The sequence below is a fragment of the Psychrobacter alimentarius genome, from assembly GCF_001606025.1.
Lineage (GTDB): Bacteria > Pseudomonadota > Gammaproteobacteria > Pseudomonadales > Moraxellaceae > Psychrobacter > Psychrobacter alimentarius.
The window spans coordinates 3,131,964-3,145,985 of record NZ_CP014945.1 but is presented as its reverse complement, the minus strand read 5'-3'; the positions used below and the strand labels follow the sequence as shown (position 1 = coordinate 3,145,985).

The window sequence follows — 14,022 nt, the reverse complement described above, 5'->3', positions numbered from 1 at the left end:
GATGTTACTCATACTCTGCGCTTAGATAGAGGAGACTTGGGTCTAAAACTACGCGTAATCTTTCGGTAAAAGAAGGTAAGGTGTTTTAGTACTGTGTAGCAGTTTTTTGGTATCGCTGCCTTTTAGTAGGCCACGCAGACGAGATTGGCCAAAAGCACCTGTCATCAAAAGCCCGATATTGTTTTGAGTTTGATAGTAATTCAAAGCCGCAGTCACATCACGGCAGTCTAATAGGGCTTTTTTAGATTTGATACCCGCCTGCCTGAGGCGCGCATAGGCTTCACGTAGCGCATCACAATTCTCAGAGTTCTCTTTGCCTACCATGACAATGTGAACCGTCAAAGCACGAACAAGGGACGTTTTGCACAGCCAATTGAGGAGTTTGTGAGACGTTGGACTATTATCGAAGGCGAATAAGGCCGTAGTAGGGGGCAAAAATGGTGCATGAGTCACCAAAATGGGGCAATGACTGACTCTAATCAGTTGGCCCAATGTTGATTTGCAGGTCACATGGTGACCGATCACAATCAATTGTGCTTCATCATCGACATAATCGATACTCTCACTCAAGTTTTCGTGGCGATGTAAGGTATAAGTCTTGAGCTTGTGGCGCTGCTGTTCGCAGTAAGTGGTGGCTTGATGTAGCAGCAGTTTGCCTTGCGATTTTAGTTCACAATTACCCAAATGCTCTGTGGTTGTAAACTGCTCAAGCAAAGTGTTTTCATCATCGATATTCAGGCAGCCTGAATAATTGACAGCGGCTTTTTGTTGCAAGCTTGGTACAGAATGTAGCAATCCCACAGGTGCTTGCATACGAGTAGAGGCCCACATACTTGCTTCTAATACGGCCTGTACATGATCTGGGCAGTCCAAGCAGGCGATCACACTATCGGGTTTTAAATTACTCATAAGACCACTCTATCATTGCAGTAATAAGATGCAGCTGCTTGCTTCAACTAAGGGCAGTCAGATTGATACCCAGTTTTTTATGCCAATACAGCTGTTTATTCAACCGTTTATTGATGATCGACATCTGACGGTCTGTTCGATCAATAAATGTAGCGTTGATTAATCGAGCAAACCAATCTCGCGAAGATCATGGACAGAAAAGCGATCAATCAAGGTTCGGCTTGCATGATTGAGTCCTACCACTTTGACATCTGTGCCTTCACGTTGCAAGCGCATAACCAGCTTATCTAGCGTATCGACGGCACTGACATCCCAAAAATGTGCTTGGCTGACGTCGATCTGAACGTTGTCCAATGCTTCTTTGGTATCAAAACTGCCTAAAAATTGTGTCGTAGACGCAAAGAAAACTTGCCCTTGCACATAATAATAGCGCGTGTTGCTGCTTTCATCATACTCACTAAATATGGTTAAAAACTGACCAATCTTATTGGCAAAGGCCAAGGCAGAAAACAATACACCCACACCCACGCCATAAGCCAGATTGTGTGTAAACACGGTAGTCAAAACGGTCGCTAACATCACAATATTGAATGACATAGGATGCGTTTTAAACTCGCGAATAGATTGCCAGTTAAATGTACCGATAGAGACCATAATCATTACTGCAACGAGGGCTGCCATTGGGATTTGGCTGACCCACTCACTTAAAAATACCACCATAATGAGCAAAACCGCCCCTGCGATCAAGGTAGACAACCGTGTCCGCCCACCTGATTTGACATTGATCATAGATTGACCAATCATCGCACAGCCTGCCATACCACCAAAAAAACCAGAAACGACGTTTGCCATACCTTGGCCGCGACATTCACGGTTTTTATCACTTGGTGTGTCTGTCAATTCATCGACAATCGTGGCTGTCATCATAGACTCTAATAAACCAACGATGGCAAGCGCGATAGAATAAGGTGCAATGATAAATAGCGTGTTTAGGTTCAATGGAATATCAGGCAACAAAAACATCGGTAGTGAGTCAGGCAGATCGCCCATACTGCCAACATTACGAATATCAAGATTCATATACATCGCAACAGCGGTTAACCCAACAATACAGATAAGGGGTGAGGGAATGACACGCCCAACCTTAGGAATGAGCGGGAACAAGTAGATAATCGCTAAACCCACTGCGGTCATGATATAAACCGTCATACCGACGCCTTCAGTCATCGGGTTTAGCTCTGGTAGCTGAGCAGCGAATATCAATATTGCCAGCGCATTAACAAAGCCAATGACCACTGAGCGCGAAACAAAGCGCATCAAATTACCAAGCTTTAAAATGCCCATCACAATCTGAAAGACACCGCATAATAAAGTCGCTGCCAGTAAATACTGCAAGCCGTGCTCGGCAACCAAATCGACCATCACCAGCGCCATGGCCCCTGTTGCTGCCGAAATCATAGCAGGACGACCTCCGACAAAACTGATGACCACAGCGATACAAAACGAAGCGTATAAGCCAACTTTGGGATCAACCCCTGCGATTATAGAAAAAGCAATGGCTTCAGGAATTAAGGCCAGTGCAACGACCAAACCTGATAAAACATCACCGCGTACATTGGAAAACCACTCATCACGTAAGTTATCAATAAAAGATGTCATAAGTAAACTGTATAAGGTTGGAGGCAAAAAGAGTAATCATTATTCACTGATAAAATGATTGCGTCGCTATAATCATAGCGGGTCATTTTTACAACAACGTGAGTTGTGTCGCGTTGTAGTATTGAATTATTAAGGACCAGTACAAAATATGTTTACTCACATTATGCATGCGCTCAACATTCATCAACACGAGGATAAATGCTGTGAGATTGCCTAAAAATCATGTTTAAAATAGGATGCGTAAAGTCAGGTATTAAAAATAGCGTATATAATAACGAATAGCGTCAGCAGTGAGTTGCTGCGTTAGAGAGTGATAAATAACCTGTCAGATGACAGCGATAGTCTGATATACCGTTATCACAACATGGACTGTTGCTAAAGAGATGACAATAGCGCGCCAACAGTGACAACATGATAAACTAAAACGGGTGGATTAATACCCAGTCATATATAAATCAGAATGACTATTATAACATTAGCTTCTGTATATAAAAACAGGCGCATCATAGCATAAAGTCATAAAAAAGCAGTACCGAAATCTAAACGATACCGTTATGATGCTTCTCATCTCAATGGTATCGTTTTGCTTATTGCCACCCTAGGTTTGTTTGATGCCATTTCGCGCATTTAATAGAAGGAATAGATATGACCACCAGTACTGCAGCAGACGTTTTACTTCATAAAGGCAGTGGTCTACAAGTCGTGGTCGGTTTGGGACAATCGGGGCTATCGGTCGCGCACTATTTGGCCAATCAAGGCTATCAGGTAGCTGTCACAGACGCGCAAGCTGCACCCAAGTTAGCCAATCAGTTACCTCCTGAGATTAGCATTCGCCAGTTTGGTAGCATCGACGCAGAGCTATTACAACAAGCGGCGCGTATTATTATTAGTCCTGGTATCTCTCTTGATACCGATGCTGTGGCGGCTGCACGGCAAGCCAACATTCCCGTTGTCAGTGATATTCAGCTATTCTGTGAAGCTTGCACTGTACCAATAGTAGCGATAACAGGCTCTAACGCCAAAAGTACAGTGACGACATTGGTTGGACAAATGGCAGCGGATGCTGGGGTGAATGTTGGTGTCGGTGGCAACATAGGCGTACCAGCATTGACCCTACTTGCCAATGACGATATGGAACTGGCCGTGCTTGAATTGTCCAGCTTTCAGCTAGAAACGGTGACCAATTTGGGAGCGCAGGTGGCCACGGTCCTTAATATGTCGCCTGATCATTTGGATCGCCATGGCGATATGCTTGGCTATCATCAAGCAAAACATCGCATCTTTCAAGGTGCCAAATCTGTGGTCATTAACCGAGAAGACGCACTCACTCGCCCGCTGGTTGCCGATAACCTACCTAGAGTGAGCACCAGTATTCAGGCTCCTGATAAAGGGCAGTATGGTCTTATCATTGATTCTGAAGGTCAAACTTATCTTGCGCGCGGTACAGAAAGGCTACTGTCGGCAGACAAACTGTTGATTAAAGGTCGTCATAATTTGCTCAATGCCCAAGCTGCATTGGCGTTAGGTGAGCTTGCCGGTTTGCCACTTGATAGCATGCTACAGACTTTGCAACAGTTTTCAGGACTTGATCATCGCTGTCAGTACGTCGCCAAAGTTACCAATATCGATTATTTCAATGATTCGAAAGGTACTAATATTGGCTCGACCATAGCCGCTATTCAAGGACTCGGCGAAGTCTATGCGCCAAAAGATGGTAAGCTATTATTGATTTTAGGCGGGCAGGGTAAAGGTCAACAATTTGGTGAGTTGACGTCTTTTATTAATCAATATGTCAGTCATGTACTGATGATTGGAGAAGATGCCAAAATGATCGAGCAGCATCTTCGATCAGCTAAGCTAAGCGAGGATGTAGCACTCTATCAGTGTCAGACGATGGAGAATGCTTTTGCCACTGTACCGCAAGTGACTAAAAGTAGCTTATCACAAGTGCAGGCTGTGTTATTGTCACCAGCTTGTGCCAGCTTTGATCAATATAGCGGTTATGCTGCCCGTGGTGAACACTTCATTCAACTCGTCAATCAATTGAGTATGGCCAATCAGGTGGTCTGATTAAGTAGACGCTTGTATTTTCTGTATAAATGATTGTTTTGGCTATAGATTACTGATACTGTCAACCATGATTAGCCTATTGGGTAGTAGCCTCTATGGTTCGCTCAACGATATGTTCCATATTAAGGCTGTATTGAACGGGGAATAGATGTTGAGTACGACATTATTCCTCTATCAGGATTGGGCCGTACTGTCGGCATCTGATTCGATTTACTTTTTATTTTTCAAACGGTGGCGTTTAATAGACGCCGTGTTTTTTCGTTCGTTAGTGTATATAAAATTATGGCGCTCTCTTCCTTGTTTCGTTCCTCATCTCAGCCAAAACCAGCCTCAGGTACAGATGGTGTGCTATCTATACCGTCAGCCCGTGCCATCTTAATCTCAAGCGTCGGCTGTATGATGGTACTGAGTTTATTGATGGTGGCTTCTGCATCCATTCCTTTTGCGCTCAGTCGCGGTATGACAGAGCTTTACTTTTTTGATAATCAGCTTCTATATATGGCCATCGGTCTGATAATTGCGGCTATCCCTTATTATGGCGTGTCCTTACGAACCTTATATAAGACTGAAACTCAGTTTATGTTATTGGGCATCACGGGCTTATTATTAGTAGCCACCTTGTTTAGTGCACCAATTAATGGTTCTAAACGCTGGCTGAATTTGGGCGTTTTCAATTTTCAGGTGGCAGAGCTGGCCAAATTGGTCATGATAGTCTTTGTGTCAGACTTTGTGGTGCGCCGCTCATTTGAAGTACGTAATGGCTTGGATGGCTTTTTGCGGATTATGTTGGTGGTTGCGCTGATAACTATCTTGTTGTTGTCACAACCAGATTTTGGTTCCTTCGTTGTGATTTTAGGTACCATCTTTGCGATTTTTTATATCGCTGGTGCCCCTTATAAGCATTTTTTAGCATTGGGCGCAGCCGCCATTGGTGGTGCCGTTCTGATGGTGACAACGGCACAGTATCGATTGGTGCGTGTGCTGTCGTTTGTCGATCCTTTTGACGATGTGCAAGATACCGATTATCAGTTAGCACGCAGTTTGATTGCTTTTGGTCGCGGAGAGTTTGCCGGGGTGGGTTATGGTGAGAGCATACAAAAACTCTCGCATCTACCAGAGGCGCATACCGATTTCTTGTTGGCCATTACGGGTGAAGAACTGGGGTTTGTTGGTGTCGCTATGGTATTGATACTCGAGGCACTAATTATTGGTAGTGCGATGCGTATTAGTTATAACGCGCTAAAACGTCGACAGATGCGTATGAGCTATACCGCGTTTGGGATTGGTGTGGTGTTTATCGCGCAGACAATCATTAACGCTGGTATGAATATGGGTGCGCTCCCAACCAAGGGCTTGACCATGCCATTCTTCAGTTACGGTGGTTCTTCTATGCTGATTAGCTTGGTGATGGTTGCATTACTATTGAAAATCTACAAAGAGAGTCCTGAGATTGAAAAGAGTCAGTGCCGTTATTACTAAATGAAAATTGAAAGCGCTACGCCAATAGCGAGGTAAGACTGGTATGAATTTTACTCGCTTGCTGCGTGTTTGGCACGTCAGAGGCTTCGAAAAATTCATCCCAGTCTTATAGTAGCATTCATAGTAATAATGGTCTTAATAAGTGAATTTTGAGTTTGTTAAAGCATCGCTAATGGCGGCGCTTTTTTGTGCTTATTACTCAATAGCGTTGAGCTGTTGTTTGCCTTGTAAAGGCGTATTATCCCACTGAGCAATCGCCTGTTTGAGCATATTGGTGGGTGTGTCTTTGTCAACAGCAGGCTGCTGTAATAGCTGGAGCGCTTTAGCAATTAAACCACTAGGGTCACGTGTGTCGATGGGCTGAGCAAGATTTTGTTTAGAGAGTTTTTGCCCATCTGGGTTGCAGATCAGTGGTAAATGATACCAATGGTCGACGGCTGGCAGCTGAGCGGCCTGCATGATACTGACTTGTGCTGTTGTCATTGGCAAGATATCCAAGCCTCGCATGATATGAGTGATTTGCTGCAAACCATCGTCGATACTCGCTGCCAATATATAATTAATCATACCATCTTGGCGACGAGCCACCATGTCCCCCAGTGTCTGCTGAGGATTGTCCCATTGTATGCCTTGAATGCCGTCGTTAAAGCCAATCCAATAATTTGGTAACTGTATACGTAGCTTATGCTGCTGCCTATCTAGCTCTTTAGAGACACAGCAGCGTGGATAATGCGTTCTATTTGGCTGTAATTGATTAGCCTCATCGAGAAGATTTGTTTGTTTCTCCTTTGCCCAATACTGCTCCAAATTCTTACGTGAGCACTCACAACCGTAAGTTAAAGGACGCAGAGCAGAGGATAAGTAATCATTATAAATATCGATGCGTTCGGACTGATAAATAACATCGCCATCCCAATGCAGCCCAAGCGCTTCTAGGTCTATTAGGATTTGTTCAGTAAACTGCTGATCGCAGCGCTCGGTATCCGTATCTTCAATGCGTAATAGCCATCGACCACCCAATGATTTTATGTGGCAAAAGCTGGCAAGGGCGGTCGTTAATGAGCCCAGATGTAACTCACCAGTTGGTGAAGGAGCGAAACGGCCAATAGGCGGGGGTGTGATTGACGTTGGCATAAGGATTTGAGTGACTTGTAAAATAAAAGATGAGTGATAAAAGAGATATATGACTAGAATAATAAAGAAGGCTGCAAAAAGATATGCATAAACTAGGTCTATTTTAGTTAGATTTAGTTCATGGTGGTCATCATACGTATCAGCTGTCTTTACTCTAGCGCAGAAAAGACAATTACTTATGATTGCTAGTCAAAATTGCATAGTATGAAACGCAACGAGCGACCAATAGCATGGTCGCTCGTGTTTTTACTTAACGCATCGTATTATGTGAGAAAGTCTTTTAAGCGCCCTGATTTTGACGTTCTTTGATCTCAGACAGTGTCTTACAATCAATACATTGGGTGGCTGTCGGACGAGCTTCAAGACGGCGTAGACCAATCTCTACCCCGCAAGTCTCACAAAATCCATAGTCGTCATTTTCAATTTCTGCCATAGATTTGTCGATTTTGCGGATAAGCTTACGTTCACGGTCACGCGTACGTAAAGCCAATGCAAATTCTTCTTCTTGAGTGGCACGGTCATTGATATCTGGCATGGCACTTGATTCGTCTTGGATATAGGTCTTAGTACGATCCGCTTCACCAATCAATTGGTTCTTCCAGTCTAATAAAATAGCCTTGAAGTGCTCTAGCTGCGCATCAGACATATACTCTTCGCCTTCGGCAGGCACATAAGGAGTAAATTTCACTTCACTCGGGTTTGTGGTCAGGGTGCTCATATAGGTATCCTACTTTTCTCAAATTAATTCAATAAAACGACGTATCAAAAGACAAGACGCTATCAATTTACCAACGCTAAGATTTGTCCCTTTACTAAACGTTTTACCACTTGGTGACACAAGTAACACAGCTGATCTAATAGTACGGTATCTTGATGTGCTGACATTGACACATGGCTAGTCAGGTATATTGTTGTATATTTTTTTATTTAAATAGCATCGTCTATACAATGCTACAAATTGTTGACTGTGAAAACTTAGCTTGTGGTCGGTCAAGCCATCCTAGCTATTATAATTCTGCCCAATATCCAATATCTGGTAGTCCTCGTTTTATTTTATAAGTTGTATCATTGTTTCTAAAAATAATGAAGTGATTTTTCATATTACCAACCTCTTTACCTCGTGAAGCCTTCCACATTCAACCAAAATATATGGGCTAAAACCATAGCGCACAAGGCCTAGAATCATTAGGTTGTCAATAAATCTGGGCATCAAGTATCCAGTCTTTCAACCCAGCTTGCAACCTTTCCATTGTTGGCTAATTGCAACCAGCGATAACCAGGCTGAGTGCTTTTATCATAAGCAAAATCGTTTTCAAAAGGCTTAAACTGGTAACAAGTAGAGGGCGTGCTGTAGACCGTCACTCCTTGACGATGACGAATCTGATCTTGGTGAGTATGACCGCTGATAATGACTTTTAAATGTTCATATGCTGCCATATGTTGCCAAAAGTCTTCGGCGTTTTCTGTCATATGACCATCAATCCAAGCAGAATCTACTGGTATTACATGGTGATGTAGAGCAATTAAAGCAGGTTTATCGCAGCTCTCTAGTCTTTTGCACAACCAAACAATATCCGCAGGCGTCACTTCACCTGCCACTTTACCTGTGATAGACGAATCCAATAACAACAACTGCCAATAATCTGTATCAATAACATGTCGACTCAGTAAACGGGCATCGGTTGGCTGAGGAATCAATTGACGCTGTAAAAACGGTAAATCGCAACCTGCTTCATCGGTGACATCATGGTTGCCAGCAATACAAGCAAACGGGATGCCAGTTGCGTGTAGTGTCTCAAAAATATGATCATAAATCGTGGTCTTAACTTGATTGACCAAGTCGCCAGTCACAAGAATCAAATCACAACGAATTTCTGTACTTAATGCTTGGTGTAGAACGGTCTCAAAGCAATCTTGACAAACAGCTGCTTTATCATCGCCATCCGTTATAGACGTCAGAGGCGTTGATAAGTGCAAATCTGTGATCTGTAGTATGTTTACCTGTTTATCTACTGTGCTGATTTTATGAGCCGGATAGGTTGGCATTGGATGAGCCCCTTATCGAGTCAAAACAATGAATGTTGTTAAAATAAATAAGTAAGCGCCTTCTATCGTTTACTGCCGTTATGCGTCGCATCAATGAGCATCTTCAACGAAAGTCTAACGTGGTTGTCAATAATGCTAAGAAAAATTTATAACATAAAGCCCATGAAAGCTCTAGCATTATTGATAAAATAAAGTTGAATTAGAAAGTAGGGCAAAACAATAATGCTTGGCCCTATATAGCGATTAATGACGAGCAGACCAAAACTTCTTAGCGATCAGTTTTGAGACGATTAGCGCCACAAAGAATAAAATGGCTAGGATTAATACGATAGAGAGTCCAGTCTGTATATCGAGCCAAATGCTACCCCAAACGCCTAATGTGACACCAAGCTGAGCAATAAGCAATGCTATGATTACCATATGTTTCGGTGATTTTGACCATAGGCGCGCTGTGAGTGCTGGCAAGACCAACAAGCCACTGATTAATAAACTACCCACCGCTTGTAAGGCAATCGCGCAGAATCCTGCCAGCACACCCATAAAAAATAGTCGCTGACGGGTTGGATTGATGCCCTGAATACGGGCTAACGCTTCATGGGTGGCAAGTTTGATTTGCGCCGGCCATATATAAATAAGCAAGCCCAATCCAACGGCTACGCTGCCAGCAATCAACGGCAAATCGGCCCAATCTAGCTCAAGCAGATTACCAAATAAGAATCCCAGCACATTGGCCTGATGGTCGGTCAACTGAGTCAAGGTTAATAGACCCAAACATAGTAAAGATACCGCCACAACTGCCAATACGGCATCAGATGGCAGGCGCTCATCATCAATCAGTACTAAGCCAAATACCACCACAAGACTGACCAAGCCAATACCAATACCCATTGGTAACTGCCACCATACTGCCAAGGCAACGCCGAGTAAGGTGCCATGTGCCAATGCATCCGCAAAAAATGCCATACGTCGCCACAATACCAAACAGCCTAAGGGTGCTGATAATAGCGCTAAAATACTGCCAGCGATCCAAGCAGGGGCAATGATGGCTAACCAAGCAGTCATAATATATATCCGTAAAATTTTTATAAAACATAACGCCGAATGCAAATATTATGCATTCAGCTTAGGTGGGTTTGATGGTAATAATTAGAGCTCAAGCTCACTTGGCGCGCTATGTGTACAAGCGTGAGGTTGATGTACATAGGGCTGCTCGTAGTAATGACCAAAAAGCTTTTGAAATTCTGTGCTAATCGCAAGCTCGCTTGGTTGCCCCTCACAACAAATATGCTTATTCAGACAAATCACTCGGCGACTGCCTCTCATGACCCAATGTAAGTCATGGGATACTACCAGCATGGCACAACGCAAGAAATCTGGTAATTGATCGATGAACTGATAAAGCCAAACCTCAGTGTCAGGATCCAATCCTTGCATAGGTTCATCCAAAACCAATAAATTGGGCTTGTCTAGTAATGCTCGAGCCAGCAATACGCGCTGTGTCTCCCCACCAGATAAATGTAGCATTTGTCGCGATAATAAATGCGTCAATGACAAATTATCAAAGATGAACTGGCGCTGCTCAGGCGTTAACCTTGTTTTGTTTGCTTGCCCCAATAAATCGCTTACTCGTAACGGTAGTATGGGCGGTACAGTAAAGCGCTGCGGCACATAGCCAAGCTGCAAGGGTTGATGTGCTTTAATGCCACCTTTGGTTGGATCAATCAACCCTAAAATCAGCTTCACCAATGTTGACTTACCAGCGCCATTAGGACCGACAAGACTCACTGTTTCATTGACAGCAATATCGATATCAATATCTGAGAGTAACCGCTGTTGCCCGATGTAGTAACTCACGTTTTGCAAACTCAATAGCTGCGTTTTATCATCGATAGCGTGAGTATCAGTGGGGGAGACTGATTGTTTATTCGAAGAGAAGGCAGAAGTTTTCATAAGGTCACAGCGACTTAATTAAAAAAGAATAGAAATAAGAAGTATCAGTAATAATACGACTTATCTTGACTGGCATGTCTGACATAAACCACTCAGCTCAATCACACTACGTGCGACAACAAAACCAATGTCTTGTTCAGCAAAACCCATCATCTCTTGTACGGGTAAGCTACTACATTCTTGTACACGTTGGCACTGCTCACAAATCAAAAATGCTGCCGTATGTTGCGCTCTTGGATGACAACAAGGTACATAAGCATTGATAGAAGTCAATTGATGAATCAAGCCTTCACCTAATAAAAACTCCAAACTGCGATAAACGGTCGGCGGTGCAACGTTCTTCGGGGCTTGTTGTTTTGATGATCCTTTTGGCGTCTCATCTGAGATATCAGATTCCAACGATCGCATTTGCTGCAACTGGGTGATTAAATCGTAGGCACCAATAGGTTTGTTGGCCTCTAATACCAACTGATATATTTGTTGACGCAAAGCAGTAAAGCGTGCGCCAGTTGAGGTACATTGCTCTTTGGCTGCCGCCAAACGTTCAGTTACATCCTGCGGCGTAAAGTCTTGTACATCATGCAAATGTTCGCACATAGATAAACTGTTGGACATACTGCATGCTCCTAAAAATAAAATGGCTCATTTTATTATAGTGTTTTTTGTTTTATCATAGTATTTTTTATTGTTATAGTATAACATAATAAAGTGAAAAACAGAGGAGTTGTCTTAAATTATCTCGACATACCTCTATTTTCAATCATCCAAGTTATACCAAGATATTGATTCATCCTTCTATTATTCAACTATCTAAGAATTTACTATGATCTCAGTTTCCAAACTTCCCCTATGTTCAAACGTCTTATCAAAGAGATTGTTGATGACTGGTGCTGTGCTACTTGGCTCTTTGGCTCTACAGGCACAAGCTGCAACGGTCAGCGTCAGCAACCATCCAATGTCTCTGCTCAGTCAAGCGGTCACTGAAGGCACACCCGCTGCCAATCAAATCCTACAAGCTGGTGATGTCGGGCATCATGGTAGTATTAGTCCGAGTGATAAAAAAGCCATCAAAGACAGCAAGTATGTGGTTTGGTTTGGTGACGCTTTAGAGAATAGTCTTACAGGAAGTTTAAAGACCGCACCCAATGCCATTGCACTATTCGATTTTAAGGCCTTTAATCGTCATCCGCTTCGTGATATCACAGGTGCACCGATTGCAGGTACTCTTGACCCGCATATCTGGCTTGATCCAGAAAACGCTAAAGCCATCACCCGCGCATTGGCAGTTATTCATAGCAACGCCAATCCAGAATATAAAGAAACTTACCAAGCCAATACCGAAAAATTTGCTCAGCGTATGGATGCAGCCGTCGCTCAAATCCAAAAGACCAGACAAAAAGCTCGTCCTTATTGGGCATATCATGATGCGTATCAATACATCGAAAAAGCAGCACAAGTAAAGCTGGCTGGCAGTTTAAGCCCAGATCATCACTTGTCTCCAAAAGCCAGTCAATTGCGTTGGTTGAACGAACATCGTCCTACTAAACAGATGTGTTTGGTCAATCAGAGCACAGCAGCAAAAGGCCTACTTGCTAAGCTACAGCCAGTCAGCACTACCGTACAAATTGAAGACATGAGTGACAGCCAAGAATTTGTAGAAGGTTGGACAAATATGGCGCAGCAAATCAATCACTGTATCGATGGTAAATAAGATTAAATGCAACCATTGACCAAATAAGTGTTAGTATACGCACAAATCAAGTCAATCAAATGTAGATAAGACTTGGTTTTGGTCATGGTTTGATGTTAAATAATTGACAAATTTAATATTATGCTTGCTTAAAGGAGTTAGGCTCCTTATAATAAGTAGCGTTTTATTTTGGTTAAAAAGTAATGATATAGCGTAAGCTGTTTAAGGATAAAAATATCGTACGCATAGGTATACGACATTATCCTGCTGCTATAATGCTATAGGAATACTCATGACCAAGCCTGCTAAACGCACACAAAAAGATAAAATCGGCATCTATATCAAACGCCAAGCATGGATATTATTTATTCTTATCCTGATTGTTTGGGCACTAGATACGGTTTGGCTTAACAGTAGTCAGTTGACCATAGCGAAAAGTACCGCGATTGGTGCGCTACTTAGTTTTGTCACTCAAGCAGTATTCGCTTTTTTTATTTTTTGGTATACCGGTTATCGCGCGCGCCAACATATTGTTAGCCAGCTTTACCGAGGTCAGATGGCCAAATGGTTATTGACCGTGTTTGGTTTCGCACTAATTTTTATTACCGTACAACCCCTATCAGCGCCTGCGCTGTTTATCGGTTTTATGGTAATGCAAATTAGTCACAGTTGGATGTTGTGGCATATACGCTAGTGTTAATAAATAATCGCTATGCAGATAATTGATTAATAGCACTCAGCAAGTCACCCTGCCGTCCAGCTTCTCTATGACTAGTTTTATCAAGTCAAAGCATAAAAGCTGTTTGCAAACAGTACCGATGATTTTTGAACCGCTGTATGAGCGTTTGAAACAAACGCAACATGCAATGAATGAGTAATGGAATAGACAGAAGGTTCTGTTCAAGATAATTAAATATTTACAATTTAATTATCCTTACAAAGCTATATTAGTAAACGTTACTAGTGGCTAACTTATTCATACAACGGACAAAAAAATCATAATTGACTTTACACGAATACAACGCTGCATTAATATAAGCGGCTCAATATTCTGCTTATAAGCGCTGCACTAAGCGCCAGCTGTG

The 14,022-nt window shown here is 42.7% G+C and carries 12 protein-coding genes; 4 read left to right on the top strand and 8 right to left on the bottom strand.

Going from position 1 to position 14,022, the window contains the following annotated elements; translation table 11 throughout:
- Positions 1-48: 48 nt before the first annotated feature.
- Together A3K91_RS13015 and A3K91_RS13010 are read right to left on the bottom strand one after the other, a co-directional pair.
- Complete coding sequence (locus A3K91_RS13015; protein ID WP_062845650.1) at positions 49-909, bottom strand: universal stress protein; 861 nt, start codon at positions 907-909, stop codon at positions 49-51.
- Between the two features lie 159 nt (positions 910-1,068).
- Complete coding sequence (locus A3K91_RS13010) at positions 1,069-2,568, bottom strand: SulP family inorganic anion transporter (RefSeq protein ID WP_062845649.1); 1,500 nt, start codon at positions 2,566-2,568, stop codon at positions 1,069-1,071.
- Positions 2,569-3,213: 645 nt separating this feature from the next.
- Between A3K91_RS13010 and murD the strand changes: the two genes are divergently transcribed.
- Both murD and ftsW read left to right on the top strand, forming a co-directional pair.
- Positions 3,214-4,638: a UDP-N-acetylmuramoyl-L-alanine--D-glutamate ligase gene (gene murD, locus A3K91_RS13005; RefSeq protein WP_062845648.1), complete on the top strand. Its 1,425-nt coding sequence runs from the start codon at positions 3,214-3,216 to the stop codon at positions 4,636-4,638.
- Between the two features lie 282 nt (positions 4,639-4,920).
- Positions 4,921-6,117 (top strand): putative lipid II flippase FtsW, encoded by a 1,197-nt coding sequence (gene ftsW, locus A3K91_RS13000; protein WP_167541803.1) that lies wholly within the window; start codon positions 4,921-4,923, stop codon positions 6,115-6,117.
- Positions 6,118-6,312: 195 nt separating this feature from the next.
- Here the strand turns inward: ftsW and gluQRS are convergent, their stop codons facing one another.
- The 6 genes from gluQRS to A3K91_RS12970 all read right to left on the bottom strand — a co-directional run bounded on the left by gluQRS (position 6,313) and on the right by A3K91_RS12970 (position 11,862).
- On the bottom strand, positions 6,313-7,251 hold the full coding sequence (gluQRS, locus tag A3K91_RS12995) for a tRNA glutamyl-Q(34) synthetase GluQRS (RefSeq protein ID WP_062845647.1): 939 nt from the start codon (positions 7,249-7,251) through the stop codon (positions 6,313-6,315).
- 280 nt (positions 7,252-7,531) lie between these two features.
- On the bottom strand, positions 7,532-7,969 hold the full coding sequence (gene dksA, locus A3K91_RS12990) for an RNA polymerase-binding protein DksA (protein ID WP_062845646.1): 438 nt from the start codon (positions 7,967-7,969) through the stop codon (positions 7,532-7,534).
- A 491-nt stretch (positions 7,970-8,460) separates the two neighbouring features.
- Positions 8,461-9,297, bottom strand: a complete 837-nt coding sequence (locus A3K91_RS12985; protein WP_062845645.1) for a metallophosphoesterase — start codon at positions 9,295-9,297, stop codon at positions 8,461-8,463.
- A gap of 243 nt (positions 9,298-9,540) precedes the next feature.
- Positions 9,541-10,359 carry a metal ABC transporter permease gene (locus tag A3K91_RS12980; RefSeq protein WP_062845644.1) on the bottom strand — a complete coding sequence of 273 codons (819 nt, stop codon included), beginning with the start codon at positions 10,357-10,359 and terminating at the stop codon, positions 9,541-9,543.
- Positions 10,360-10,443: 84 nt separating this feature from the next.
- Positions 10,444-11,247: a metal ABC transporter ATP-binding protein gene (locus A3K91_RS12975; RefSeq protein WP_084387358.1), complete on the bottom strand. Its 804-nt coding sequence runs from the start codon at positions 11,245-11,247 to the stop codon at positions 10,444-10,446.
- 60 nt (positions 11,248-11,307) lie between these two features.
- Positions 11,308-11,862, bottom strand: coding sequence for a Fur family transcriptional regulator (locus tag A3K91_RS12970; protein WP_062845643.1), 555 nt, complete (start codon positions 11,860-11,862; stop codon positions 11,308-11,310).
- A gap of 265 nt (positions 11,863-12,127) precedes the next feature.
- Between A3K91_RS12970 and A3K91_RS12965 the strand changes: the two genes are divergently transcribed.
- Both A3K91_RS12965 and A3K91_RS12960 read left to right on the top strand, forming a co-directional pair.
- Complete coding sequence (locus A3K91_RS12965) at positions 12,128-12,958, top strand: metal ABC transporter solute-binding protein, Zn/Mn family (protein WP_228139870.1); 831 nt, start codon at positions 12,128-12,130, stop codon at positions 12,956-12,958.
- Positions 12,959-13,229: 271 nt separating this feature from the next.
- Positions 13,230-13,631 carry an ATP synthase subunit I gene (locus tag A3K91_RS12960; protein ID WP_062845641.1) on the top strand — a complete coding sequence of 134 codons (402 nt, stop codon included), beginning with the start codon at positions 13,230-13,232 and terminating at the stop codon, positions 13,629-13,631.
- Positions 13,632-14,022 lie beyond the last annotated feature (391 nt).

What these genes read in the sequence shown, in the direction of transcription:
- A3K91_RS13015 (WP_062845650.1), bottom strand. Translation starts at nt 909, where the DNA reads ATGAGTAATTTAAAACCCGATAGTGTGATCGCCTGCTTGGACTGCCCA.
- A3K91_RS12980 (WP_062845644.1), bottom strand. Translation starts at nt 10,359, where the DNA reads ATGACTGCTTGGTTAGCCATCATTGCCCCTGCTTGGATCGCTGGCAGT.
- A3K91_RS12975 (WP_084387358.1), bottom strand. Translation starts at nt 11,247, where the DNA reads ATGAAAACTTCTGCCTTCTCTTCGAATAAACAATCAGTCTCCCCCACT.
- murD (WP_062845648.1), top strand. Translation starts at nt 3,214, where the DNA reads ATGACCACCAGTACTGCAGCAGACGTTTTACTTCATAAAGGCAGTGGT.
- A3K91_RS12985 (WP_062845645.1), bottom strand. Translation starts at nt 9,297, where the DNA reads ATGCCAACCTATCCGGCTCATAAAATCAGCACAGTAGATAAACAGGTA.
- dksA (WP_062845646.1), bottom strand. Translation starts at nt 7,969, where the DNA reads ATGAGCACCCTGACCACAAACCCGAGTGAAGTGAAATTTACTCCTTAT.
- gluQRS (WP_062845647.1), bottom strand. Translation starts at nt 7,251, where the DNA reads ATGCCAACGTCAATCACACCCCCGCCTATTGGCCGTTTCGCTCCTTCA.
- A3K91_RS12960 (WP_062845641.1), top strand. Translation starts at nt 13,230, where the DNA reads ATGACCAAGCCTGCTAAACGCACACAAAAAGATAAAATCGGCATCTAT.
- A3K91_RS12965 (WP_228139870.1), top strand. Translation starts at nt 12,128, where the DNA reads ATGACTGGTGCTGTGCTACTTGGCTCTTTGGCTCTACAGGCACAAGCT.
- A3K91_RS12970 (WP_062845643.1), bottom strand. Translation starts at nt 11,862, where the DNA reads ATGTCCAACAGTTTATCTATGTGCGAACATTTGCATGATGTACAAGAC.
- ftsW (WP_167541803.1), top strand. Translation starts at nt 4,921, where the DNA reads ATGGCGCTCTCTTCCTTGTTTCGTTCCTCATCTCAGCCAAAACCAGCC.
- A3K91_RS13010 (WP_062845649.1), bottom strand. Translation starts at nt 2,568, where the DNA reads ATGACATCTTTTATTGATAACTTACGTGATGAGTGGTTTTCCAATGTA.